This is a genomic window from Paenibacillus sp. EKM212P, assembly GCF_011066115.1.
GTDB classification, from domain to species: domain Bacteria; phylum Bacillota; class Bacilli; order Paenibacillales; family Paenibacillaceae; genus Paenibacillus; species Paenibacillus polymyxa_B.
The window spans coordinates 37,717-62,623 of record NZ_JAAMNR010000005.1 but is presented as its reverse complement, the minus strand read 5'-3'; the positions used below and the strand labels follow the sequence as shown (position 1 = coordinate 62,623).

22 protein-coding genes and 1 riboswitch are annotated in these 24,907 nt (G+C 47.6%); of the genes, 11 read left to right on the top strand and 11 right to left on the bottom strand.

Annotation, left to right across the window (positions count from 1 at the left end; all coding sequences use genetic code 11):
- Positions 1 to 109: 109 nt before the first annotated feature.
- The 4 genes from G9G54_RS15865 to G9G54_RS15850 all read right to left on the bottom strand — a co-directional run bounded on the left by G9G54_RS15865 (position 110) and on the right by G9G54_RS15850 (position 5,615).
- Positions 110 to 1,123: a zinc-dependent alcohol dehydrogenase family protein gene (locus G9G54_RS15865; RefSeq protein ID WP_061831136.1), complete on the bottom strand. Its 1,014-nt coding sequence runs from the start codon at positions 1,121 to 1,123 to the stop codon at positions 110 to 112.
- Positions 1,124 to 1,520: 397 nt separating this feature from the next.
- A complete protein-coding gene (locus G9G54_RS15860) occupies positions 1,521 to 2,582 on the bottom strand; it encodes an EAL domain-containing protein (protein ID WP_165178798.1) in 1,062 nt (353 codons plus the stop codon).
- Positions 2,583 to 2,857: 275 nt separating this feature from the next.
- Positions 2,858 to 4,960, bottom strand: coding sequence for a bifunctional 2',3'-cyclic-nucleotide 2'-phosphodiesterase/3'-nucleotidase (locus G9G54_RS15855; protein WP_165178797.1), 2,103 nt, complete (start codon positions 4,958 to 4,960; stop codon positions 2,858 to 2,860).
- A gap of 220 nt (positions 4,961 to 5,180) precedes the next feature.
- Positions 5,181 to 5,615: a pyridoxamine 5'-phosphate oxidase family protein gene (locus G9G54_RS15850; protein ID WP_061831133.1), complete on the bottom strand. Its 435-nt coding sequence runs from the start codon at positions 5,613 to 5,615 to the stop codon at positions 5,181 to 5,183.
- Between the two features lie 270 nt (positions 5,616 to 5,885).
- Positions 5,886 to 5,995, top strand: a riboswitch (TPP riboswitch).
- A gap of 191 nt (positions 5,996 to 6,186) precedes the next feature.
- On the opposite strand from G9G54_RS15850, the gene G9G54_RS15845 reads away from it, so the two are divergent.
- Positions 6,187 to 7,230 (top strand): ABC transporter substrate-binding protein, encoded by a 1,044-nt coding sequence (locus tag G9G54_RS15845; RefSeq protein ID WP_165178796.1) that lies wholly within the window; start codon positions 6,187 to 6,189, stop codon positions 7,228 to 7,230.
- 7 nt (positions 7,231 to 7,237) lie between these two features.
- Here the strand turns inward: G9G54_RS15845 and G9G54_RS15840 are convergent, their stop codons facing one another.
- Entirely contained in the window at positions 7,238 to 7,420 is a 183-nt protein-coding gene (locus G9G54_RS15840; RefSeq protein ID WP_165178795.1) for a hypothetical protein, read from the bottom strand.
- A gap of 302 nt (positions 7,421 to 7,722) precedes the next feature.
- Between G9G54_RS15840 and G9G54_RS15835 the strand changes: the two genes are divergently transcribed.
- From G9G54_RS15835 to G9G54_RS15820, 4 genes are read left to right on the top strand one after another with little or no spacing between them, the layout of a single operon-like run.
- Entirely contained in the window at positions 7,723 to 8,016 is a 294-nt protein-coding gene (locus G9G54_RS15835; RefSeq protein WP_016818835.1) for an MTH1187 family thiamine-binding protein, read from the top strand.
- On the top strand, positions 8,013 to 8,789 hold the full coding sequence (locus G9G54_RS15830) for an ABC transporter permease (RefSeq protein WP_165178794.1): 777 nt from the start codon (positions 8,013 to 8,015) through the stop codon (positions 8,787 to 8,789). The genes G9G54_RS15835 and G9G54_RS15830 overlap by 4 nt, the downstream gene beginning before the upstream one ends.
- 44 nt (positions 8,790 to 8,833) lie before the next feature.
- A complete protein-coding gene (locus tag G9G54_RS15825) occupies positions 8,834 to 9,784 on the top strand; it encodes an ABC transporter ATP-binding protein (protein ID WP_165178793.1) in 951 nt (316 codons plus the stop codon).
- Positions 9,777 to 10,649, top strand: a complete 873-nt coding sequence (locus G9G54_RS15820; RefSeq protein WP_165178792.1) for a TatD family hydrolase — start codon at positions 9,777 to 9,779, stop codon at positions 10,647 to 10,649. Before G9G54_RS15825 ends, G9G54_RS15820 begins: the two co-directional genes overlap by 8 nt.
- A gap of 148 nt (positions 10,650 to 10,797) precedes the next feature.
- On the opposite strand, the gene nfsA is transcribed toward G9G54_RS15820, so the two are convergent.
- From nfsA to G9G54_RS15795, 5 genes are all read right to left on the bottom strand, one after another.
- Entirely contained in the window at positions 10,798 to 11,541 is a 744-nt protein-coding gene (gene nfsA / locus G9G54_RS15815; RefSeq protein ID WP_165178791.1) for an oxygen-insensitive NADPH nitroreductase, read from the bottom strand.
- Between the two features lie 291 nt (positions 11,542 to 11,832).
- A complete protein-coding gene (locus G9G54_RS15810) occupies positions 11,833 to 14,289 on the bottom strand; it encodes a heavy metal translocating P-type ATPase (protein WP_165178790.1) in 2,457 nt (818 codons plus the stop codon).
- A gap of 113 nt (positions 14,290 to 14,402) precedes the next feature.
- Entirely contained in the window at positions 14,403 to 14,603 is a 201-nt protein-coding gene (locus G9G54_RS15805; protein ID WP_013308457.1) for a copper ion binding protein, read from the bottom strand.
- A gap of 54 nt (positions 14,604 to 14,657) precedes the next feature.
- Entirely contained in the window at positions 14,658 to 15,008 is a 351-nt protein-coding gene (locus G9G54_RS15800; protein ID WP_013308456.1) for a metal-sensitive transcriptional regulator, read from the bottom strand.
- 108 nt (positions 15,009 to 15,116) lie between these two features.
- A complete protein-coding gene (locus tag G9G54_RS15795) occupies positions 15,117 to 16,346 on the bottom strand; it encodes a multidrug effflux MFS transporter (protein WP_165178789.1) in 1,230 nt (409 codons plus the stop codon).
- Between the two features lie 202 nt (positions 16,347 to 16,548).
- Between G9G54_RS15795 and G9G54_RS15790 the strand changes: the two genes are divergently transcribed.
- From G9G54_RS15790 to G9G54_RS15770, 5 genes are all read left to right on the top strand, one after another.
- Complete coding sequence (locus G9G54_RS15790; RefSeq protein ID WP_039270279.1) at positions 16,549 to 17,142, top strand: DUF5317 domain-containing protein; 594 nt, start codon at positions 16,549 to 16,551, stop codon at positions 17,140 to 17,142.
- Positions 17,143 to 17,424: 282 nt separating this feature from the next.
- Positions 17,425 to 19,275, top strand: a complete 1,851-nt coding sequence (locus tag G9G54_RS15785; protein WP_165178788.1) for a bifunctional diguanylate cyclase/phosphohydrolase — start codon at positions 17,425 to 17,427, stop codon at positions 19,273 to 19,275.
- Between the two features lie 254 nt (positions 19,276 to 19,529).
- The gene (locus G9G54_RS15780) at positions 19,530 to 21,248 is read left to right on the top strand and encodes a copper resistance CopC/CopD family protein (protein WP_165178787.1); all 1,719 of its coding nucleotides are present in this window, start codon (positions 19,530 to 19,532) and stop codon (positions 21,246 to 21,248) included.
- Between the two features lie 31 nt (positions 21,249 to 21,279).
- Positions 21,280 to 22,029, top strand: a complete 750-nt coding sequence (locus G9G54_RS15775) for a YcnI family copper-binding membrane protein (RefSeq protein WP_165178786.1) — start codon at positions 21,280 to 21,282, stop codon at positions 22,027 to 22,029.
- A gap of 239 nt (positions 22,030 to 22,268) precedes the next feature.
- Entirely contained in the window at positions 22,269 to 23,516 is a 1,248-nt protein-coding gene (locus tag G9G54_RS15770; RefSeq protein ID WP_165178785.1) for a stalk domain-containing protein, read from the top strand.
- Positions 23,517 to 23,597: 81 nt separating this feature from the next.
- On the opposite strand, the gene G9G54_RS15765 is transcribed toward G9G54_RS15770, so the two are convergent.
- A complete protein-coding gene (locus tag G9G54_RS15765) occupies positions 23,598 to 23,981 on the bottom strand; it encodes a winged helix-turn-helix transcriptional regulator (RefSeq protein ID WP_165178784.1) in 384 nt (127 codons plus the stop codon).
- A gap of 189 nt (positions 23,982 to 24,170) precedes the next feature.
- On the opposite strand from G9G54_RS15765, the gene G9G54_RS15760 reads away from it, so the two are divergent.
- Positions 24,171 to 24,845 (top strand): NAD(P)H-dependent oxidoreductase, encoded by a 675-nt coding sequence (locus tag G9G54_RS15760; RefSeq protein ID WP_165178783.1) that lies wholly within the window; start codon positions 24,171 to 24,173, stop codon positions 24,843 to 24,845.
- The last annotated feature ends 62 nt before the right edge of the window (positions 24,846 to 24,907 follow it).

Below are 24,907 nucleotides of genomic sequence, written 5' to 3'. Positions count from 1 at the left end.
ATAATTCGATTCCCAACGCTCGAAAGTACACTATATAGACGAACTAAACCGTTTCGATCTATATATTGCTGATTTGAAATCGCTCTTGGGATTTATGCAAAATGCTCATTTATATTTGAACGACGATTTTACCGAAATACTGTTTTCCTTCAGCCAAAAGTGCGAAGGCTTCGCCGATTCGGCTGAGCGGGAATACCCGGTCAATGACAGGATGTAAACGATGGCGGGAAATGGCACGATTCATATTTTCGAAATGTTCCCGGTTACCGACTTGGCTGCCGCGAATCGTCGCAGCCTTCTGCAAAATGCTGGTGACATCGAACTCAGGAATAGTCAAGCCCGATAAGAAGCCGACCATGTTCACAGTCCCTCCGGTACGAAGTGCATTGATGGATTGCGCCATTGTTGCCGCTCCCCCTACATCCAGGACATGGTCGACTCCGCCGTCTGTCAGCTCCAGAGCCACCTTATCCCACTCGGGAACTTCCGAATAGTTGATTGTCTGCCATGCGCCGAGATCCTTTGCCCGTTCCAGCTTGTCATTGCTGCTCGATGTGATAATTACCCTTGCTCCCGCCATCAGAGAGAATTGAAGCCCAAAGATGGAAACACCGCCTGTTCCTTGCAAGAGCACCGTATCCCCCGCTCGCAGCCCGCCGGATTCCATCAGCATGCTCCATGCGGTTAATGCTGCAATCGGCAAGGTGGAAGCCTCCTCCCAAGAAAGGTGATCCGGAATGGCGACGACCCCTTCTTCATGCAGAACGATATATTCAGACGCCACTCCACTGAGCGGGCCTCCCAGACTGTCCTTTAAGACCTCCGCTCTCGTGCTCCCGCCAATGAATTTCTGTTGTAAATTTGCCGCTACCCTTTGTCCAATCTGAAATTTTGTCACCCCTTCGCCCACAGCTACAATTTCACCCGCTCCATCAGATAACGGAATGAAGGGAAATTGAATGCCGATTGGCATTACTCCGTTAATGATTACCAAATCCCGGTAATTCAGAGACGCTGCCCTTATGCGGATCAGAACTTCCAACCGTCCTGGCACCGGTATGTCAAGTTCCGTCAAGGTTAACTCTTCAAAGCCAAAACCATTTTTCAGTTGCACTGCTTTCATTTTGGTTGTCCTCCCTGTAATGTTAAACTTTTTACCTAGTATGGATACAGTGTATTACACAAGAAACACTGTTTCCTATGTAATACACTGTATCCAATTGTCTTCAAAACGTCAATCTTTACTTTAAAAATAAAAATGGTCGTAAACTGTTCCAGGCTTTTAACGTTCCTTACCAAGTAAATTCGAGACTGGGTGGCTTCGCTTGTCCAGAACTTGCTCAGGTGGGCAAGCATGACCAAAAAACGCGAGTTGCAAAGGTGAGATAACCTCTGCAACTCGCGTTTTTTTACATTAATGGTGATATAAGCACTGTCCAATAGAATTGGAATTTGCTTATGCCACAGCCTTATTTAAGCTCCAATTTTTATAAACTACGTCTACTTAAAATTGTTCCTGACTATATTACGCTACTAAGTATAAAATTAGAGGGCGGACCGGGCTCCGGCTTGCCAAACAAATAACCCTGAGCCAGTGATACACCTGCTTCACGGCAAAATTCAAAATCCTCCATCTGCTCTACGCCTTCAGCCAACACTTGGCCTCCAAAACGAAAAGCCGATTCTACAATCCCTGTAATTTGCCGCTTCTGATCACTGTTACTATGACAGCCGTCAATTATACTGCGGTCAATTTTAACATAATCCGGCTGAAGGCAATTCATAAGCTCTGTCGTAGAATAACCTGCCCCCACATCGTCCAGGGCTACCGAAACTCCTCGATTGCGATATTGATCAAAGATATGATGCAAAAAATTAAGGTCGTCTATTTCTTCCGTTTCTACGACCTCAAATACAAAATCCTTCGTATTCATGGATAACTGATCAATCGTCTCAAAGGTGTGATTCAAGCAATAAGCCGGATTATAAATGGTCGAAGGGAGAAAGTTAATAAAACGTTTAATTCCCGCCGGAAGGCATGTTGCACTTTTTTCAATAGCGGAAATACGAGCCGAGCGATCCAGATGAGCATGCAAACCAGCTTCACGGGCGATTTCAAACAGTCGGAAAGGCTGAAATGGTCTCTCCGCATGTGACGGACGCAGTAAAAACTCAAACCCGATAATATCCAACTTATGGTCAACAATAGGTTGCATATGGCTGGAAAAACTTTGATCCTTAATGATATTGACGATATCCGGATGTTGCAGTCTGGCTTGCAATTGACTAAATAAAAGCCAGTCCTCATATCCTTCGACATGATGCAAGCCGGTCACCACAATTTGCATATGGTTCAAGTATTCCTGCGGCAGACGAGCCAGTCCGTTAACCAGCTGTTCCAGCTCTGAACGGCTGTCATAGCGAAACTCTATGCCACCCTCACGCTCATGTTCCTGCTTCATTTGTTCCGATAGCATACCCAAACCATCTAATGCTGGAGTAAGCGACACCCTGGAATGCCTAATTCTGAGAAATCCTTGATCCTTAATAGGTAATATGATGCTGCAATTGCTGCATGTCATAATGGTCCTCCTCGGAACAATTTTCCGGTTTTTTCACCATTATATCACAAATAACTAGAACAAAAGTACTATATAACTACGTGTTTTTACAAAAAACTAGCTTATTCTTAACGACTACTTAGGACTTAAGTGTATATTCGACAAAAACAGAAAACTTTTTGCACTCATGATAAATTCGGGGGCTGTTGTTTTTGGCATTAAAAAAAACAGCAAATCTCTTGGTTAAAGAGACTTGCTGCTTCATTCTGATATTGATTAAAAACTAAAGTTCGAAGTTATTTGGACGCCTTTGGCTTCGTTGTTTTAGCTGGTTTAACAGTCGCGGGTTTGGTCGTTTTAACAGCTGGCTTTGCTGTTGCTTTCGCGGGAGCCACAGCTTCCTTTACAGGAGTCGTTGCTGCACTAGGCTTAGCGCCAGCTTTTAAGCTGTATTTGGCAAAGCCGTCTGCCGCGCTGCTCAAGAATGAAATTTGTTGATTTCCTGCCAGCACGTCTTTGGCATCAGGAGAGGACTCGAAAGTAACCTTTGCCTGACCAAAAGGAGCAATAGACCAGTTGCCATCCGCCGATGGATTAATCGTTCCGTTCGTACGGATATAGTCAATAACGACTTGACGACTTTCATCCGGTGCTGCCATCACAATTCGTTTGCCATCTGGGTTGGCCAGTTTGGATGAGGAAGCACGATAGTTATTGGTGGCTACAATAAATTTCTGCGCAGGATCAATAGCCTTTCCATTGTATTGCAGATCCTTGATGCGATGCGCTGAAGAATCAATAATCGTTCCCTTGGCATCATATCGTGCAGGCTGAGTTACATCAATCTGGTAGTTCACACCGTCAATAACATCAAAATTGTAGGTTGGGAAATCTTTGTTGATCAGCGATTGCTCTTCAGTTTGCTTTGGATCAATACGGTTGAACTGACCCGCAGACCACTCCAGCCATTCCTGAATTTCAGCACCGGTCACTTCTACAGCATGAACCGTGTTCGGGTACACATACAGGTCGGACACGTTTTTAATCGCTACCGTACCTTCAGGAATATTGGTGTAATACTCGGCTCCGTTTCGACCACCGGCCTTGAATGGAGCGCCTGCCGACAATACTGGAAGTTTTTCGTATTCAGTTCCTTTAAGATGGTTTTGCACATACCATTTCTGTGCATTCGTCACAATTTGAATGGAAGGGTCGTCCTGCACTAATGCAAAATAGCTGGTAATCGGTGCAGTCGTTGTTCCAACAGGTTGACGAATATAATCCAGCGTTCCTTTATGCTCTTCCTTGATCGAATCTGTCAGTTTGTAGTCAGGAGTAAACTGCACAGCCTGGTTTGTGGTACTCACAACCGGACGCACTTCAGACTGAGAATTCGTTACGTGCCACTCATCTTTTTTCTTTTCCAGGCTCAGGTCAATAATTCCCAGCTCCTTGCCCCATGAAGAAGCTTCCACAGCCGGCACGCCATTAATGGTTCCCTTATCCAGATCTACGCCCTTCATTTCTTTAAAATCAGGACCTGGGAAAGATTTATGAGCATGCCCAAACAGAATAGCGTTAATTCCGTCCACCTGGCTCAAATATTTAACGGCATTCTCCATCATTGGCGTTTGTGGCACATCCTCATAACCCGTATGCGCAAGCACGACAATAATGTCAGCACCTTCCGTTTTCATTTGAGGAATAAACTTTTTCGCCGTTTCCACAATATCCTTCGTAACGACCTTATCCTTCAAATTGGCTTCATCCCACTGCATAATTTGAGGTGTGACCAAGCCGATGACACCCACTCTGAGCGCATGCTCTTCACCTTTCTCATCCGTTACCGTTTTATCAAGAATTCGATAAGGGGTAAAATAATTTTTAGTAGCTTGCCCCCCCTTATCAACATAAACATTCGCATTTACGTAAGGAAAATCGGCTCCCTTGAGCGATTTCTCCAGAAAGTCGAGGCCGTAGTTGAATTCGTGGTTGCCCACTGTCGCCGCATCATAGCCCATCAAGTTCATCATCTTGTAGACCGGATGGACACCGCCCTCTTTCTCGAAGGTTTTATTTCTGGCCATATAATCGCCTAATGGATTGCCCTGCAGCAAATCACCGTTATCGAACAGCATGCTGTTTCTCGTTTCACTACGCGCCTGTTGGATCAAACTGGCTGTGCTAATCAGGCCATATTCGTTGGTTTCTTTGTCCGAATAGTAATCGTAGTTCATCAGGGATGCATGAATATCCGTTGTTTCCATGATCCGCAAATTCACTGTAGCGCTATCGCGAGAATTGCTAGCTGCCCAGGTTGGAGCGGCTGAAAACACCAGCATGCTACAAGCTACAACGGCTGCTGTAAACCCTTTAAACCAATTTTTACGAAATAACAAAATATACCCCTCCTCATTAAGGTGTATGCCTCATATACATACTTTTGCACATATATGTAAGCCTTGAACCCACCATTTCTATTTTAATCCAACGCCAGACAAAAGAGTAGTCATTTACTTAAATTATTTATGAAAAAATAATTAATTTTCTCAAAAATAAAAAACCAGCAAACCTCCTAAAAAACTCGGAGATTCACTGGTTTATCCATTTATATTCTCATTATTTATTCCACACTTGGCGCTCCGTTTGCTGACCCACATACTCAATGCGAGTCGGATTCACGTCCAGAATGACATAATCGGGATCATCCGGTCCGGAAAACCATTCCTTCAAGGAATCGTTCCACACTTGTTTGCGTAGCCCCTCATCAGCTGTAATCTGGACAGTAGCCTCCACTTCTACGACTTCCTTTGTACCGCCAACTTCATAACCCAGCAGCAGATAAGCATTCGGATTATCCTTTAGCTCATCCACTTTATGCGTTTTACGATCTGTCGCCAGATGAATGTTCATTCCATCGTTAAAAAGGGCCATATAGCGTACTTTCGGTTTGCCACCCTCTACCGTACCTAACGAGCAAAATTTGTTGTTATCCAAAGCCTTCACAATGGCTTGTTCTAGTTGGCTACGATCCAATGTTTCCGTTTTACCCACAGTACAACAACTCCTTTTCACGAATTAGAATTCTCTACGGCCATGCCATTGGGCACCAGCCCATCTGAACCTACCTGCGCAGCTGTTCTGAAAATAACATGACCCGATCAGATCGGATTGATGCATACTCATTTTCAGATCAAAGCTCACAGTAAAAGTGTACCCTGTCGTTCGGCAAATGAACCGTCTTCTCTTCCTCCATGCTGGACAGACCCGCATTCAAGGCATATAATCGTCGTAGTAAACCCGAATAAATGAACCCATTAAACCATACAATGCCAGGGGTGCTGGAATCGGCCGGCTGAGAGTGTGTCCCAAGACACTGACCCTTACAACCTGATCTGGGTAATGCCAGCGTAGGAATGCTTAAGCAAGATGTGCCTTTTTTACATAGGACCATCCCTTACTTTGGTATATACAAGCGCAAGCGTCCCGGAACCTCGGGGCGCTTTTTTGTTGAAGATTAAGTTGTTGGAAAGATCGCGTCCGGCAGATGTTATTTTTATGAAAATGGGAAACCTAAGCTGTCTGATTGGACGGATAACGGGTAATTAAAGGAGAGAACACAACGATGAAGCGCATGAAAATGTTAAGCCTGGGACTGATCAGTCTGTGGCTCATGGCCCTGACCCTGACCGCTTGCGGTGGAAGTCCCTCCACATCCCAAGAAGCGGCTCCCGCTACCAACACTCAAACGTCTACTCCGGCAAAGGAGCTCAAAGATGTTAAAGTCGTGCTCGACTGGACACCCAATACGAATCATACGGGACTCTATGTTGCCAAGGACAAAGGATTTTACGAAAAAGCGGGTTTGAATGTCCAAATTATTCAACCTGGTTCAGGCGGAGCCGATCAAATGGTTGCCTCTAATGCTGCACCTTTTGGTATCAGCTACCAAGAAGGCGTCACACAGGCTCGTATGCAAGGCGTGCCGCTTGTTTCCATCGCTGCGGTGATTCAGCATAATACCTCAGGCTTCGCAGCCCCAGTAGATCGCGGAATTAAGAGCCCCAAAGATTTTGAAGGTAAAAAATACGGCGGTTGGGGCTCTCCCGTAGAAGAAGCGGTCATGAAATCCATCATGGATTCAGACAAAGGCGATGTGAGCAAAGTGAAGATCGTCAACATGGGCAATGCAGACTATTTTACAGCCGTGAAGCGAGATATCGACTTTGCCTGGATTTTCTACGCATGGACCGGAATTGAGGCCCAGCTTCGAGGTGAGCCATTGGATATGCTGTATGTAAAAGATTATTCCAAAAGCCTCGATTACTATACACCTGTAATTGTGAGCAACGAACAGACAATAAAAAATGATCCAGAACTGGTCAAAGCGTTCATGGACGCTACCGCACAAGGCTATGAATACACTATCGCCCATCCAGAAGAAGCCGCGGACATCTTAAGCAAAGCTGTACCGGAGCTGGATAAAAAACTGGTACTTGCCAGCCAAAAATGGCTAAGCCTGCGTTATCAGGACGATGCCGCGCAATGGGGTGTGCAAAAAGCGGAGGTATGGCAAAACTATTCGGACTGGATGTACGAACGCAAGCTGCTCAGCAAGCCTTTGGAAGTGGATAAAGCCTTCACAAACGACTTCTTGCCCAAGCGTTGATCATTTGTTAAACCACTAAATAAGACTGAACTAGAGAAGTGAACGAAGCGCCACTACGCAGTCGGATGGTGCCTCCCATCGCTGTTGTACCCAGATTTCTTTTATGAATATCCAGAAGTTGAAATCTGGGTACAAAGGCGAATGTTAACGCTTGTACAGCACCATTCCGCCCACTTCGTTCTCGTTCCACTTGGTTTATTCTTTAGTCTCATAGTATCTAAAGCGCAAAAACAGATGCGCTTGTGTGTAAAAATGCCACACAACCTATCAAAAACTAAGGTGCTTTTAAGGCGGTTGGCAGCGTAGCGGTTCATTTGAATCTGGAGAAGCGCAGCGCTCGCCTTTGCCGTGGGATTCTTACCTTTTAAAATTCATTCAAAGAAACCCACGGCAACAGCGATCGTAAGATCAAATGAAACGCGGAGCGGTCTCACCCGCCTTAAACCAATTTATTTTCCTATAACTTAAACAATAAAGGACAGGTGAATTTTCATGGCTAACACACTGCTTAGTATTCAAGTAATCCCTAAAACTCCTAATAACGAGGACTCTTACCCGTATGTAGATAAGGCGATTGAGGTCATTCAGCGCTCCGGCGTCAAACATCAGGTGAATCCATTGGATACGACCATGGAGGGCGAGCTCGACGAGTTGCTGAAAGTGGTTAAAGAAATGCACGAGGCTTTGACGGAAGCGGGCAGTCCCAGCGTCATTTCACAGATCAAAATCGCACATAACCCACAAGGCATCAGCATGAACAAGCTGACCGAGAAATATCGCCCATGAATCCGAAAGACAAGAACGCATCCTGGTGGAAAAGCGTATGGCCGCCCCTTGTGGCGGTCCTCTTCTTTTTAACGGCCTGGCAGGGGGCGGTTTCCTATTTACATATTGAATCCTGGCTGCTGCCAGCTCCATCCCTCATCGTACAAGAGGGCATGGCGCAATCGGCGTTGCTTGGCACCCATACATGGGCTACGATTCGCCTAACGCTTGCGGGATTTGCTATAGGGACAGCAACGGGACTGTTGATTGCCATCGTTCTTCATACGATTCCTTTTCTCAAATCCGCCCTGTATCCGCTGCTTATCCTGAGCCAAAACATTCCGATCATCGCCCTGGGTCCGTTGCTCATGGTATGGTTTGGTTTTGGCGTGCTGCCCAAGCTTATGGTCATTACTTTAGTATGCTTTTTTCCCGTGGCTGTAGCGGCCATGGACGGGTTGACTCGAACAGACCGTACGATGATGAACTATATGCGGATGTCGGGTGCAAGCCGCATGGCTATTTTTATGAAGCTGGAGCTGCCACATTCCCTGCCGCAAGTCTTTTCTGGCGTTAAAATTGCTGCTACCTACAGTGTGATGGGCGCGATCATTGCCGAATGGATCGGAGCTAGTGAAGGAATTGGATATTATATGCTGCTGCAAAAATCGGCCTATCGGACGGACCTCATTTTTGCTGCCATCGGCATTATTGTTGCACTCAGCTTACTCATGTTTGTGGTTATTGTACTACTGGAGAAATGGTTGGTTCGCTGGAAACCCGATCGAGAGTAGCTTCCTCCTTGAATTAAATACAGCAAAGAAAGGACGTGGCGCGTATGAGTCTGCATCCGATTGACTTATCATCACACAACGTGGCTAATGAACAACGAGCCGGGGAACAACAAAGTCCTTCAACTGCTCCTCCTGCTTTGGAATTGGACGGGATCAGCCTCGCCTTCCGCGAAAAGCGAAGCTTACTGCCCGTACTGCAGGATGTATCCCTCACAGTCAATCCAGGAGAATTCGTTTCCCTCATCGGTCCGTCAGGCAGCGGCAAAAGCACGCTATTTCACATCATCGGCGGGCTACTCAAACCCCAGCAGGGACGTATCCGTATGCACGGACGGGACATGACTGGTGAACGTGGGCATATCAGCTATATGCCGCAGCAGCCCGCCCTTTTTCCGTGGCGTGCCACGCTGGACAACGTACTGCTTGGGCAGGAAAATGCTCCACGTAAAACTACAGCAGTCCCCCCTGAGTACGCCAGTGAACGCGAGCGTCGCAAAGAAGCCTTGCAATGGCTCGAACAGGTTGGACTTGGTAAATTCGCCAAGGCGTATCCACATACGCTGTCTGGTGGAATGCAACAGCGCGCAGCCTTTCTACGAGCACTACTCAGCCCGCAGGAATTAATGCTGCTGGATGAGCCGTTCAGCGCACTCGATGCGCTGACACGTGCAGACATGCAGCAATGGTTATTACGGATGTGGGAAAAGAACCGCCGTTCTGTGCTGTTTATTACCCACAGCATTGAAGAAGCACTGCTGCTCTCCGACCGCATCTATGTGCTGTCGGCGCGACCTGCTTCGGTGGTGCATGTCGTAGATGTCCCTTTTCCCCGCCCGCGTAGGGAAGAAATCACCCTCGATCCGCTCTTTATTGAATGGAAGAGGACCATGACCAGCTGGATGCGCGTGGAAAAGTACAAACTGGACGGCGACATGGACAATGCTCAGAGCGTCCACAAGAATATCCCGGAAGATGGATTGAATCGACATGAGTGACGTAAAAGTTCGATGTGCATTGAAATGGAACAGCCAAACAAAGCCAGGCTTGGATTTGACCGCAATTGAGCCCGCTCCATTGATCGACGCGCATATTCATGTAGACAGCTACCCGCCTGAACAACAGGAGTTATTGCTCGCTTCACTTGCCGATAGCAGCGTCCAAGCCGTGATAGCCGTGTCGATGCATCTGGGCTCCAGCCGAGCCAATCTACGGTTAGCTGAGCGTTACCCCGGGCTGGTACGGCCAGCCTTTGGCTTTCATCCCGAACAGGCTCTTCCACCGCAAGCTGAGCTTGACCTCTTATTCGACTGGATGGACGAACATATACAGCAGATGGTCGCCGTGGGTGAAGTCGGCTTGCCCTATTACAATCGGCTGGAAGCCTCACAGAGCGGTTCACCTTTTGACCTCGCTCCCTACATAGCGCTGCTGGAGCGTTTTATCCAGTTTGCAAGCAAGCATAACAAGCCCATTATCCTACACGCCGTTTATGAGGATGCAGACATCGCCTGTGACCTTCTGGAACGTCACAGCGTCACGCAGGCGCATTTTCACTGGTTTAAAGGCTCTGCCGCCACAACCGAACGTATGGCGCGGAACGGCTATTATGTCTCCTTCACACCGGATCTCCTGTACGAAGAAGAGATCCGCAGTTTGGCAAGACAGTATCCGTCTGATCAGATCATGGCAGAGACAGATGGTCCCTGGCCGTTCGAGGGGCCTTTTACCGGACAACAGACACATCCACGGATGACTGCCAACGTCATTCGCGCGTATAGCAAGCTGACCCATCAAGATGAATCTGCCGTCCGTCAATTATTTCATGAAAATACGAGACGCTTTTACTCACTATCTGATTGATAAAGGATACCAGCTATTTACTAACTGGAGGGTTTACAACCACAACATGCAACTAAAGCAAAGAACCTCCTTATTTACGCGGGACTTCATCATGCGTAAATAAAGGAGGCTCTTGTATTTTGCAGAGTTTTTCGTCGCTACTCAGCTTTTATTGCTTCAAGAAACCCTTCTGTTCCAAAAATGGCTTCAACTGCAAACGTGCTGGCTCGGTCAGTCTCGCGGCCATTTGCTCAGACCATGGCGTAGAGCGTTGACCGTCCGTACGCTCCTTCAGATATTCGGCTGATGTGTGGTCGTATACCTCTACAGCCTTCATCGTCTGATTTTTGTCGTAGCCGTTCATATGCAAAACACCGGACAGCGGAAGACGTGGGCGCAAGCCCGTTTCCTGATCTGGTACACCAATACACATACCGAACACTGGATACACCAGCTCCGGCAAGCCTAATAACTCAGATACCTCTGCTATTTTAGTACGAATGCCGCCAATGTAGACAATGCCCAGGCCCAGTGATTCAGCGGCTACCGCTGCATTTTGTGCAGCTAACGCGGCATCAATGGTGGCAACCGTATAATTTTCGACGGACCCTTCGTAGGAAGGCTGGCCTGGCTGGTGGTGAATCGTCACCTGCTTCAAACGGTACAGATCTGCGCACCATACCAGAAACGCGGGGCATTGCTCAACGTAAGCCTGCCCTCCTGCCAACTCGGCCAGTTTTGTTTTTAAAGAAGGCTCGGTAACAGCAATAACGGTATATGCCTGCACATTGCTGGACGAGGATGCCATTTGGCCAGCTGCCACAATAGCTGCGAGCTGCTCGTCGGTAACGGCGTCTGACTTGAACTTTCGCACAGACCGGTGATTCATCAACAAGGAAATCGTATCATTCATGACTGCTTCACTCTCCTAATCCATAATATAAGCTCTTTATCTACTTCAAGCTGTGAGTATACGAAGAAGTTCTTGCATGCTTGCATGGCACTCCTACAAATATTATGGAACTTTCGTGAATGATAAGCAACCTGACGTGACGAAGGTTAACAGTATGGTTTAAAAAAACAAACACAACAAAAAGCAAGCACGCAGAAAACCAATTGTGCGTACTTGCTCTATACTCTGATAATAACTTTATCTCGCAACAGATGTCCGACAGCACGCTATCCTGCTGGTGCATCCATACATTTACAGCTTTACCCGTTGGAGACGCAGTGCATTCAGCACAACCGAAACAGAGCTAAATGCCATGGCTGCTCCCGCCAACCATGGAGCAAGGAAGCCCAAAGCGGCAATCGGAATACCGATCACGTTATAACCGAGCGCCCAAAACAGATTTTGCCGTATGTTTGTCATAGTCCGGCGGCTCATTTCGATCGCGTCAGGAATGCTGTTCAGGTTGCCACGCATGAGGGTAATATCCGCCGCCTCCATGGCCACATCCGTTCCCGTGCCCATCGCCATCCCAATATTAGCAGTAGCCAGCGCAGGCGCATCGTTAATACCATCCCCAACCATAGCTACGATCATGCCTTGTTCCTGAAGCCGTTTCACTTCCTCAGCCTTTCCTTCAGGCAGCACCTCCGCCAGCACTCGTTCAATTCCGGCCTCGGCGGCAACAGCCCGCGCAGTCCGTTCATTGTCACCCGTAATCATGATGACTTCAATGTTCATCGCCCGCAGACGGGCAACGGCCTCCCGTGACGTTTCTTTAATCGTGTCCGCCACGGCCACCAGTCCGGCATAGGAACCGTCCACAGCAACAAGCATCGCGGTTTTCCCTGCGTTTTCCAGCTCATTCATATACTGCTCGGCTGAGTCATCTATCGCGATGCCTTCCCTGCTCATCAATCGGCGTGTACCCGCCAATACCTGCTTACCTTCCACATGCGCCTTCACACCATAACCCGGAATATTTTCAAAATCTGTCGGCCCTACCAGCTCAATTCCTCGATCTGCAATCCCCTTTACAATGGCTTCCGCCAACGGATGCTCCGAGCTTTTTTCAGCTGCACCGAGCAACCGCAGCAAATCGTTTTCAGCCAAGCCGCTTGCACCAACCATAACATCCGTCAGCTCTGGCTTGCCATTCGTAACTGTACCTGTCTTATCCAATACCACGGCGTTGACTGAACGGGTCATTTCCAAATGCTCGCCGCCCTTGAACAAAATACCGTATTCAGCGGCACGTCCCGAGCCTGCCATAATGGACGTTGGAGTAGCCAATCCGAGCGCACAAGGACAAGCAATGACGAGAACTGCAATCATTTTCTCCAGTGAGCCTGCAAAATCAGTCGGCGTCACAAGGAAAAACCAGACAATAAAGGCTAACACAGCAATAGCAACAACAATGGGGACAAAAATACCGGAAATCTGATCCGCAATCCGCTGAATCGGGGCCTTAGAGTTTTGCGCATCTTCCACGACCTTAATAATACGGGACAACGCCGTATCACCACCCACACGCTCAGCCTGAATACGTAGTACCCCGTTTTTATTAAGCGTCGCCCCTGTAACTGCGGAACCTGCTTCTTTTTCAACCGGAAGACTCTCACCACTTAACATGGATTCGTCCACTGCGGAACGTCCGTCCACGACCACACCATCGACAGGAATTTTCTCGCCGGGTCGTACAATAAAGATATCCTTCACACGTACCTGTTCGATCGGTATATCAAGCTCTTGTCCATCACGTACTACACGTGCCGTTGTCGCCTGTAGACTCATCAGGCTCTTGATCGCCTCGGACGAACGCCCTTTGGCTACTGCTTCGAACCATTTACCAACCAAAATAAGCGTAATTAGCACCGCGCTTGTCTCGTAATACAGCTCTGGCATGGTCATGACAGGCATTCCCGCCATTCCCTCCATGACATCAGACGGACGCAGAGTAAGGTACAAACTGTAAAAATAAGCCGCCGACGTACCCAGTGCAACTAACACATCCATATTCGAACTTCTGTTGCGAAGCGCTTTGTACGCACCCACATAAAACTGCCAACCAATGACGAACTGAATCGGCGTTGTCATCACTAGTTGGAACCAGGGATTCAAGAACAGTTCCGGCACATAAATCCATGATGTAAAGGAAAAATGAGCCACCATCGCCCACAACAACGGAAACGACAGCACTGCGGACACAATCCACTTCCATTTTTTTCGATGGATATCCTTACTGCGCACATCCGCGATATTGTCCTCAACGCTTTGCGGGATCGCTCCGTAGCCTAGCTGTTCAATCTTGCTCACCAGATCACCAACCGCAATACTCCCCGCGGCATATTCCACATGAGCTGTTTCCATCGCCAAATTTACCGTGGCACCTGTTACACCAGGCATCCGATTCAATCCCTTTTCAATCCGGGTTGCACAGGCCGCGCAAGTCATGCCCGTTACATTCAGATTGGCTTCTTCACTTACAGTTCCAAACCCAAGAGAAGCAATTTTATCACGAAACTCAGGGATCTCCACCTGCTTGGGATCATAGGATATCGACGCCTGCTCCAAAGCCAAATTTACATTAGCCTGTGCTACACCGTCTATTCGATTTAAACCTTTCTCAATACGGCTTGCGCAAGCGGCACAGGACATCCCCGTAATATGAAGCGTTGTCTGCTTGTCACCGTCGGTCGCACGGTTTTCCATGGTAACCCTCCTCCTATACCCCAGTGGGGTATATCATATCCAAAAAGAAAAAGCTTCTAATATGGAAGCTTCTCCTTCGAAACAAGTCTGTTCACACATAAAACAACTTCAGCTTAAACAACATCATAGCCTTGGTCTTCAATGGCTGTTTTCAGAGCCTCAACGTTCAGCTTGGACTCGTCATATTCTACATTCACTTGTTTCGTTTCGAGGCTGACCTTGCCGGTAGCGCCAACTTTCTCCAAAGCTCCTTCTACTGCCTTCACGCAATGATTGCAGCTCATGCCTTCTACGTTCAATGTAACTTGTGCCATTTTCTTTTCCTCCTCAGGGTACTTAAATACCCATAATGTGTATGAATACTACTCTTAACGGATTAGCTTTTTGACCGTAACCAGCAGCTCGTCAATCACTTCCTGCTCTCCTGCCTGCATGCGCTCAATGACACAGCTTTTCATATGCCCTTCCAGCAGCAGCTTACCGACACCATTCAGTGCGGACTGGACAGCCGCAATCTGGTTCAGTACATCGTCACAGTAGGTATCCTTCTCAATCAAGCCCTTAATTCCGCGAACCTGACCTTCAATACGGTTCAACCGGGATACGAGGCTGTTCTTGAACTCTGCCGAATGATGACTTTTTCTAACTGTCTTTTCCCCGTCTGTTCCACAGTGATTCTCATGGACTTCAGTGTGGGAAACAGGTTGCTCCTCAGCCATACATCAGCCTCCTGTGTGGTGTATATATGCATTTGTTATACCCCTATCATAATATACCCCCATGGGGTATGTCAACCTTCCAGAAAAATGTCACTTTTTCGCCCTATTTTATACTTTTGAGCGTGCTCCCTTAGCAAGTACGACAAAGCTTAATAGCGCGCCAATCTCGGCTATAGCTATAACGACCGCCATCGGTACGGGGGTTGTTCCACTCCCCAAGCCTACTAGCGGTGAAGCGATGGAACCCAGCAATAGAGGCAACAAACCAAGCATGGCGGACGCACTGCCTGCGGAGCGCTGCTGACTCTGCATTGCCAATGAAGTCGTCGTTGTACTTACAATCCCTACGCAGGAAACGATAAAAAACAGAGGAACTAAAACAGCAAACAATTGGCCTCCGGTAAAGGCTACAGTAAGCAAGCTGATTCCGGCTACAGCCGCAATTACCAGACCCGACAAGAGTAACTGTCGTTCGCTGAAGCGACCTACGAGTCTACCCGTCAACTGCGAAAACAGTACAATCCCCAAACCATTCACTGCAAAAATGATGCTATACGTCTGAGGGGAAACCCCGAAAATATCCTGAAGCACGAATGGTGAGCCAGCGATATACGCGAACATCGCTCCTGTAATCAGCGCCTGTGAGAGGGCATAGCCCATAAAGCGTCGATCGGCAAACAGATGACCGAGTGTTCCCAGCGTCTGCTTCAAGCCACCGGACGAGCGGCGGTTAGTTGCCAACGTTTCTGGCAAACCCAACACGACGGCAATCAGCATAACCACGCCGACTACACAAAGCACCATGAATACACCACGCCAGGAAACAAAGTTCAATATGACACCGCCCAGTACTGGTGCAGCAATGGGTGCCACGCCGTTCACCAGCATGAGCAGTGAGAAAAAGCGTGTCAACTCTTTGCCCGAGTAAAGATCACGGGCTACAGCTCTAGAAATCACGATCCCCGCCGATCCCGTAAGCCCTTGAATAAAGCGAAGCGCAATGAGCATACCGATATTCGGCGCAAATACGCATAACAGCGAAGCAGCAGCGTACAGAATGAGCGAGATCACCAGCGGTCCTCTGCGACCCCTTACGTCGCTAAGCGGACCAGCAACGATCTGGCCAACGGCCAATCCCAACAGACAGGCGGTCAAACTAAGCTGTGCCAGCGAAGCGGTCGTATGCAAATTGTCGGCTAATGTAGGCAACGACGGCAAATACATATCTATGGACAACGGCCCGAAAGCACTCAATGCACCCAGGACAAAGGCGATCCATAATATTCGCGATTTGGTCATATCTGCGGCAACCATAACAGTATTGGATAACCGGTTCATAATAATAATCATCCTTTTCACAAAAATATAAATAATCACTTCAATACATCATGATATCACTCATTTCGTCTAGCTTCGAATAATTACACGCTAATCCGCAATTTTTTTTCAAAACTGCTATATATCAGGCAGGAATTTACCAATTTCAGGTCGAATTATACGATAACCAAAAAAAAAAATTTGTGGAATCTGGAGAATGATAATGGTCTATGATGGAGTGCTACTGGGTCTCATTGTAGGTCTGTTCAGAGGAGGCTGGCGGCAAGGTCTGATCCGTTTCAGTCAAATTCGCCTTATAGCCGGCTGGATGTTCCCTGTGCTGCTACTGGTACAATTCATTATTTTTTATGCCCAGGAAAAGTGGGCTTGGCTGGCAGCCATTAACGGGTATCTATTTATGGGAGTCTACGTGGTTGGATTGATATTTCTCTGGTTGAACAGACATCATAAGGGATTCAAGCTTATTATAATCGGCGTATTGATGAATTTTATCGTTATGGCGGTGAATGGCGGCAGGATGCCGGTCTCGTTGAGCGCTTCGGAGGTGCTGGGTCCCTATTATACAGATATGCTTAAATCCGGAAGTGTCATCTCGAAACATTACATGATGGATGCGAGCACGCGTCTATCATTGCTTGGTGACATTATTCCTCTCTCCAAGCCCTATCCCCGCACGCAGGTAATTAGTATTGGAGATGTGGTCATGAACTTCGGGATGTTCCTGTTTATCCAAAGCATTATGGTCGTGAAGAGAACTAAGGATAAGCAGCAAGAAACCAATCCCCACCACGCCTAGTACGCACCTTATTCCAAGGAAGGGAGGGAACCCTATGAAAAACTTGAAATACTCCCGTGTGATTATCAATGCTATTATCGTGGCTTCTGTCATTATTGCTTTGACTTCCGGTTACAAAATCGGGGGCTAGTCACCGATAAGAAAAAAAGGAAGCACAGGCTCAACAAAACAGGCTGGATTCCGGCCTGTTTTTTCATGTGAAATTTTCGATTACAAAATTGTAAATTATCCCATTCACCCCTGGTAGCTTTGACATCAAGATACGACAAGGCAGGAGAAGAAATGATGAGTATAATAAAAAAGCTGCAAGAACGGGTTACCGCGACGGGAATATACGTGTTTTGCATATGTATGGTAGGCATGATCGTCCTCTTGTATACGAACCAATGGTCCTTTTTGCACTATACAACAACAGAGTGGGTCACGATCTATTCCCTATTGGGAGCCGTTCTGATTCTGGAGCATTTTACATTCCAGCTACCCCCCGCCAGTAACAAGCAGTCCATGGATTCCTCCGTGTATCTGGCTTGTATTTTTGTGCATGGCACCGAAATTGCTATTCTAATTTTGCTGTTAAATGTAATCATCGCTATGTTCCGGCACACAGAGTTGTCCTGGTGGAAGCATACCGTCAATTTTTCCATTTACGCCCTTTCCATTTCCCTGTCTTCAACCGTATTTGAACTAAGCGGCGGAACGCAGGGAGCTTTAAACCAAGATCATTTTGTTTCCTACCTGCTGGCGTTGATTTGCTACTTTGCGGTGAACACCATCACACTGGGCATCTACTTTTATATCGCATACAAAGGGTCCTTCAATGAGCTTAAACAGGCTTTTTTGGCTGAATCTCTGCTCGTATACTTATGTACACTCATTCTGTCTTTGGTATTGACTACACTGATTTATGACAATGGCATTTTAGGACTTTTGCTGTTCCTTGGGCTAAGCATGCTCCTGTCTCACGCATTCAAGCAAATGTTCACGCTGTATCGGGAAATCGAAGAAAAAGCGAACATGGATCGCAGAACAGGGCTATACAATCACAGCTACTTTGAAAATACACTTGAAGCTGAATTAAATATATCCAGATCCGAGAATACTCCTCTCAGTCTGGCTCTGATTGATATAGATGATTTCAAAAAATACAATGATCATTTCGGTCATCTCAAAGGCGATCAGCTACTGGGATTTCTCGGTGAGTTTCTTAAAAAGGAAACCTCCGGCACCCACATCACCGTATCCCGCTATGGTGGAGAAGAATTCACCCTGCTGATGCCCGATCATACCGCTGAACAAGCATACGAAATAGTTAATGCTATTCGAAAAAGATTAAATGATTCTCGTTATGAGGGTGTTGAAATTTTTCCACACGGATGTCTGTCCTTCTCCGCAGGCATTGCACAAAGTCGCATTGACATCTACGACAAATCACAGCTGGTCGATCTGGCGGATAAAGCCCTATACTACGCCAAGAAACAGGGAAAAAACATCGTTCATACGCACGGAAGTTTAAATGAAGTGGAGCGCGAGGTCGATCTGGGGCAGGATATTCGTGATCTTGAACAGCAGCTTAATTTGTTCTTGTACAAGGATATTAACACTTTCAAGCATTCCAAACGGGTATTCAGATATGCAGCAGACATGAGCGATGTGCTTCAACTCGGACCAGAGGATAAGCGGCGTTTCATACTAGGTGCCCTCATTCATGACATTGGTAAACTGGAGATTCCCTGGAATATCCTCAATAAAAAAGAGAAGCTGTCCGGTGAGGAATGGCAGATGGTGCAAGCGCATGTCATGTGGGGCAAACGAATTGTCGAAGCCAACGAACGATTCATAGATTTGGTTCCTTTTGTGGAGCTGCATCATGAACGTTATGACGGAGGAGGCTATCCGTTTGGCTTTAAGGGCGAGCAAATTCCACGTCTATGTCGGATGCTGACGATCATCGACTCTTTTGATGCGATGACAACTGAGCGCCCCTATCAACCCACCAAAACGTTCGAGGAGGCCATTGAAGAACTACATGCTTGCTCGGGTAGCCAATTCGATCCCGAACTAACGGCTACTTTTATCCATTATATTCAACATAAGCAACCTGCTTTCACGGATCTCATGGAAACAGGGCTCTAATTTCTTCATAGGCTCTTCCTCTTTGCCCCTAGCGTGGTTGAAATCGTCCTGAATTCAACCACGCTAGGGGTTTTTATATGATTGGTATTTTGCATAGTGCTTATTATTTCAAATTTCATATAAATGTCATAATTCGCTCCATCTATTCACGCTATATGCACTATGATTAAGATAGGAATGGGTTTGTCCGTATAAAATGTTACAAATGGGGATATCCTCGCTTCAAGTAATCGAGAGAAGGTGACTTCACAGGCATGTTGTACCTGTCCAGACCAGCCCGTGTGGCTTGTCTTTTATTGCTGTGTCTCCCCCTTCTGATCCTGTTTCCTCACTCTTCGTGGGCTCATGCATTTGTCATTGAATCCAGTCCGACCGAAAATCAGGTTTTGGACAAGTCGCCTTCTCAGGTGACCATCACCTTCAATGAAGATTTGCAATCTGCCTTCATGTCGATCAAAGTGACCGATGAAACAGGCAAGCGGGTCGACACAGGAAAAGCACAGCTTGACCCGAATCACAAATCCACCATGGAAATCCAATTGATTCCAGGGATGAAAAATGGAATTTACTCCGTCAATTGGAGAGCTTTATCCGCAGACGGACATCCGGTTAATGGAGTTATTCCATTTCAAGTAGGCAGCGGTTCCAATGCGCCTACCCATCAAGCTGCCGCATCTGAAGGCTCAGGGACATCACGAATCGACTTAATCGCTGTCCGTTGGTTTCTTTACATAGGACTATCGCTGCTTTTTGGAGCGATTTGTTTCCGGCTGTTCATCTTACCGAGCATAAGCCAAGACAAGAATCGAAGTGAACAGCATCAGCAAAATCAGCGTCCCTTTGACACATTGCCCCGCTGGACTAAGCTGCTATGGAGCGGCTACGGCATAACGTCTGCCGCCATTCTGATCAGCCTGCCACTTCAGGCTTCATGGGATGCCGGGGTTTCCATCAGGGAGGGCTTCTCACTCCCTATTCTGGGAGAAGCTCTCCAGTTTACTGGAGCCGGGCAAATTTGGTTTATCCAGATGATTCTCGTGCTGCTCCTAAGCGTAACGCTGATTTACGCGCTGGATTACAGCATTTCGAATCGCCAGCGCCGTCTTTGGGGCTACAGCTCAGCTCTCCTAACGCTATGCCTCATGCTGTCCAAAGCCTTTGTCGGTCATCCGGCAGCGGCTACCCATCCAGCTCCGGCCATTGCGGCGGACTTTGTCCATCTCGCGGCAGCAGCTTTTTGGATCGGCTCACTTGCCGTCATGGTCGTGTGCCTGCCTGTTGCCGGAGCGGAGTTGCCCGTATCGGAGCGGGCAACTCTGCGGCAAGCCGCCCTGCGCCGCTTTGCCGGCTGGGGCATTGCTATGGTGGCAGCGCTACTTGCCACCGGTATATATGGAGCCGTGCTGTACATTCCGGCTCCCTCCATGCTGCTGAACACGTCCTATGGACTCGTTCTGCTCGGCAAGGCAGCGCTGCTGCTAGTCATGCTTGCCTTTGCGGCCAGCCAGTTCCGCAGCGCAAGGCAAGCGGCGCCCAGCAAGCGAGCCGCCCGGGGATTGCGTGCCGAGGTGTCCGTCGGCCTGCTCGTGATGCTGTTGACTGCGGTGCTCACTCACCTGTCACCCGGCCAGGCACCTGCTGTTCCGTTTGAGGAGACTCGCACTACGGGCGGATACAACGTTACGCTGTCAGTCAGCCCCAATGCTGTAGGCAGCAATGAATTCAAGGTATCCGTTCAGGATAGCAAAGGTGCTGCCGTTTCGGGAATCCAGCAGGTCACGTTAACGCTCACTCCAGCAGACCCTGACCAAGATCAACAGGAATTTGTTCTGCCCGTAAAGCAGCAACAGCCATTCCACAGTCAGGAATTGATAACCTCCGAAGGAACATGGGCGGTAAAAGTACATGCTCTGACGGCATCACTCGATGCGGTTGATGCTGATTTCACCCTGCATGTAGGCGGTAAAAAATAATTATTTTATGTTTAAAAGGAGCGAATTGATTATGAATACAACGATTCAAACAGCAAAATCCAGATTTTCCAGGTTTGCGACCTCTATGGGTCTAATTGCGGCGGGTGCCTTACTTTTTGCAGGTATGGCCAGTGCACATGTGACAGTCAAGCCTTCTGTTTCACAACCTAATGCGTGGGAAACGTACACATTGAAAGTACCCGTGGAAAAAAACATTCCAACCACCAAAGTCGCCTTGAAAATTCCGAAAGAGGTCGTTTTCAAACAATACGAGCCTGTACCGGATTGGAAAGTAGCCACCGAAAAAGACAGCTCTGGCAAAGTAACCACCGTGACCTGGACGACTGAAAAAGACGGTATTCAAGCGGGTCAGTATCAGCGTTTCAGCTTTGTAGCGCAAAATGCAGACCAAAATACCGCAGCACCCTGGGACGCCTTCCAATATTACAGTGACGGAAGTATCGTGGAATGGACAGGTGACGAAGGAAGTAATAATCCACATTCCATTACTGAAATCACGGCGGATGCCACGTCAGCAACTCCTGCCCCTGCCGCAGACAGCGGACACGATTCAGCGGGCACGGCAGCAGGCCATACGAGCACAGATGCGGCTAAAGATAGCAGCAGCCCCGCACCTGCTTCGAACAATGCTGTAGAAGCTACACCTGCCGCTTCTGCTCCAGCCAGCTCTGCTGCACAAACGACAGCACTCGTCCTCTCAATCATTGCAGTCGTTCTTGGTGCCGCAGCTGTCGGCATTGCACTCAAGCGCCGCAAGTAATCTGGGTTACGGATAAAGGTTAAGACCGTTTTAAAAAGAAAAGCTGACACCTATTTAAAAGGGGTCAGCTTTTTTGGTATGAAAGAAAACGATTAATATTCAGCTTAAATACATACTTAGGTTCATCTCATCCTATTATTTCGCATTCACCTTTCTATCATTTTTTTGGTAAAATAGGTAGAACCCTCACGATTCTAACATGATAGCATTGCAATCTATTGAGCATAGGAGATCATAGGATGAAAATCGTAAATAAGGCTCTGTTATCTAGTGCTATCTTTCTGAGTACCACAGTCGGTATCTATAGCCCCTTGGCACAAGCCGAGGCTGGCAAGATCAGCATTATGCTGGACGGATATCCATTACCGTTCCCTGTACAACCTGCCATGATGAACGGCACGACCATGGTTCCCTTTCGCGCTATTTCTGAGGCTCTTGGCATTACAGTGAAATGGGATCAAGCCAGCCAAAGCATCACCGCTACCAAAGCGCAAGGCTCTGCTACCAAGCAGGTGGTTCTAAAGATGGGTAGCCGCAATGCCACAGTGGACGGACAAACGGTTCAACTAACAGCCGCTCCGCAAACCGTGCACGGCAGCACCATGATTCCGCTGGGCTTTTTCGGGCAGCAGTTTGGAGCCACGGTGAACTGGAACCAGGGAACACGGGCGGTCTCCATTACATCGCCACGTGAAGCTATGTATACAGTAGGCTTCTATGCGCTGTCTTCCTTTGACCAAAAATCCAAAATACCGGATTTTAACGCAGTTGCCTTCGGCTGGAGTCGAATTGATACGAACGGACAATTTACGACAAACGGCAAGGAATACAAATGGCCTCAAGCCGCTGGAACCGTAACACCTGAATCCATTGTACAGGAGGCAGACAGCCAGGGGACTTCCCCTTACCTGATGGTCTATTCCGGAGATGGCAATCACGAGCTGACCAAAGTTTTGGAAAATGCGCAGCTTCAAGAACAGACCATTTCCCAAATCGTCAGCACCGCCACCGACAAACAATTTAAAGGCATTACGCTAGACCTGGAAGGATTGGGCTGGAGCGGCGATAAAGCCAAAGCGCGTTCAGACTACAACGCCTTTAATAAAAAGCTATCGGCCAAAGCGCATCAGGCCGGGCTCAAGCTCACCGTCGTTCTGCATCCGCTGAACAGCTCTTACTCTGGCTATGACTACAAAACGCTGGGCAATCTGGCGGACGATCTGATCATCATGGCCTATGATTACGGACAGAAGGCTACTCCTGAGCCTTTGGAAAAAGTGGATGAAGCCATACAACTGGCCTTGAAGGAAACCTCGCGGGACAAGCTCATTTTGGGGATTTCGATGGGTAGCGAAAAAGACAGCACCGTTAACGCCAAGATCTGTTTAGCCAAACGTTATGACCTCAAAGGAATCGCTATCTGGCGCTTGGGTATCATTGGAGAAACAGCCTGGACACAGATGAACGAAGCCATCGAGTTTAAATAAGTGTATCTGACCTTATTCCGCCCGCTAATGATTTCTTATGCGTCTTCTATGAAATCATTTGGCGGGCTTTCTTCATGCCCTTTAACAAAAGTGCTTGCCTGATTTGGAAGTTGTTGTTACAGGCTCGCAACCCTGTTCTCCATAGAAGATCCCCCAGTCTCTCATAAAATCCAGCAACGGCCTTAACGTATCTCCCAACGGGGTAAGCGAGTATTCCACACGCGGTGGGTTCTCGTTATAAATTTCACGGTGCACAATGCCATCTCGCTCCAATTCACGCAACTGCAAGGTTAGCATCCGCTGTGTAATATTAGGCAAGGTCCGTCGAATTTCGTTATAGCGCCGCGGTCCTGTGGTCAAATGATACAAGATGACTCCCTTCCATTTGCCGCCTATAACCCCGACGGTTTTCGCTACCGGACATCCAAAATTAACGCTAATTGCATGTTCCATCTCCTGTGCCATGTATACCCCTTCTTTCGGTAGAATGTGTAAACCAATAGCCCCAGACGTATGACAAGGAACAAATATGTGCGTACTTGTTCCCTGCAAAAACTTTCTATATGATAACTATATATTCGATATCAGCTCTCATTATAGTAGCAGAAAACCCATAGAGTACCAACTAAACCTATACCCAAAGGAGTACATTTTATGTCTAATACATCAGCTAAAAAACAGGAAATTCTGGACGCCTTTCTGTTTAGGCACGCCACGAAAGAATTCGATCCCAATCGCATCATACCGGAAGAGGATTTTCACTTCATTCTCGAAACCGGACGACTTTCTCCAAGCTCCGTCGGTTTTGAACCATGGCAGTTTGTAGTTGTGCAAAATCAGGCATTGAGAGAAAAGCTGGCTGCAGTTTCCAGCGGCGGTCAAAAGCAGATTCCTACGGCTAGCCACGTCGTCCTGATTTTGGCGCGCAAGGATGTTCGTTATGATTCTCCTTACGTGGAGTATATGTATAAAGAGGTTAAAGGTATGTCTGAGGAGGACTTTGCCTCACTGCCAGGCCGCTATAAGATTTTCCAGGGTGAAAGTCAACGTCTGTTGGAAAACGAACGTACGTTATTTGACTGGGCTTCCAAGCAAACCTACATTGCCTTAGGCAATATGATGACAGCAGCGGCTCAGATCGGTATTGATTCCTGTCCAATTGAGGGCTTTAACTACGATCAGGTGCATACCATTTTGGAGGAAGAAGGACTGCTGGAGAACGGGCTGTTCGATATTTCAGTCATTGCTGCCTTCGGTTATCGTGCTCATGAACCCAAGCGGGAAAAATCCAGACAACCACTGGAAAAGGTCACACGCTGGATCCTGTAATCTAATATCCCGAACCTCTTCCCAAACCCTGAACATTGAAGCACATAAAAAGCGGGCTTGCG

Excerpts from the sequence above, each read along its gene's own strand:
- G9G54_RS15865 (WP_061831136.1), bottom strand. The coding sequence starts at position 1,123 with ATGAAAGCAGTGCAACTGAAAAATGGTTTTGGCTTTGAAGAGTTAACC.
- G9G54_RS15860 (WP_165178798.1), bottom strand. The coding sequence starts at position 2,582 with ATGACATGCAGCAATTGCAGCATCATATTACCTATTAAGGATCAAGGA.
- G9G54_RS15845 (WP_165178796.1), top strand. The coding sequence starts at position 6,187 with ATGAAGCGCATGAAAATGTTAAGCCTGGGACTGATCAGTCTGTGGCTC.
- G9G54_RS15835 (WP_016818835.1), top strand. The coding sequence starts at position 7,723 with ATGGCTAACACACTGCTTAGTATTCAAGTAATCCCTAAAACTCCTAAT.
- G9G54_RS15830 (WP_165178794.1), top strand. The coding sequence starts at position 8,013 with ATGAATCCGAAAGACAAGAACGCATCCTGGTGGAAAAGCGTATGGCCG.
- G9G54_RS15825 (WP_165178793.1), top strand. The coding sequence starts at position 8,834 with ATGAGTCTGCATCCGATTGACTTATCATCACACAACGTGGCTAATGAA.
- G9G54_RS15820 (WP_165178792.1), top strand. The coding sequence starts at position 9,777 with ATGAGTGACGTAAAAGTTCGATGTGCATTGAAATGGAACAGCCAAACA.
- nfsA (WP_165178791.1), bottom strand. The coding sequence starts at position 11,541 with ATGAATGATACGATTTCCTTGTTGATGAATCACCGGTCTGTGCGAAAG.
- G9G54_RS15810 (WP_165178790.1), bottom strand. The coding sequence starts at position 14,289 with ATGGAAAACCGTGCGACCGACGGTGACAAGCAGACAACGCTTCATATT.
- G9G54_RS15805 (WP_013308457.1), bottom strand. The coding sequence starts at position 14,603 with ATGGCACAAGTTACATTGAACGTAGAAGGCATGAGCTGCAATCATTGC.
- G9G54_RS15800 (WP_013308456.1), bottom strand. The coding sequence starts at position 15,008 with ATGGCTGAGGAGCAACCTGTTTCCCACACTGAAGTCCATGAGAATCAC.
- G9G54_RS15795 (WP_165178789.1), bottom strand. The coding sequence starts at position 16,346 with ATGAACCGGTTATCCAATACTGTTATGGTTGCCGCAGATATGACCAAA.
- G9G54_RS15790 (WP_039270279.1), top strand. The coding sequence starts at position 16,549 with ATGGTCTATGATGGAGTGCTACTGGGTCTCATTGTAGGTCTGTTCAGA.
- G9G54_RS15785 (WP_165178788.1), top strand. The coding sequence starts at position 17,425 with ATGATGAGTATAATAAAAAAGCTGCAAGAACGGGTTACCGCGACGGGA.
- G9G54_RS15780 (WP_165178787.1), top strand. The coding sequence starts at position 19,530 with ATGTTGTACCTGTCCAGACCAGCCCGTGTGGCTTGTCTTTTATTGCTG.
- G9G54_RS15775 (WP_165178786.1), top strand. The coding sequence starts at position 21,280 with ATGAATACAACGATTCAAACAGCAAAATCCAGATTTTCCAGGTTTGCG.
- G9G54_RS15770 (WP_165178785.1), top strand. The coding sequence starts at position 22,269 with ATGAAAATCGTAAATAAGGCTCTGTTATCTAGTGCTATCTTTCTGAGT.
- G9G54_RS15765 (WP_165178784.1), bottom strand. The coding sequence starts at position 23,981 with ATGGCACAGGAGATGGAACATGCAATTAGCGTTAATTTTGGATGTCCG.
- G9G54_RS15760 (WP_165178783.1), top strand. The coding sequence starts at position 24,171 with ATGTCTAATACATCAGCTAAAAAACAGGAAATTCTGGACGCCTTTCTG.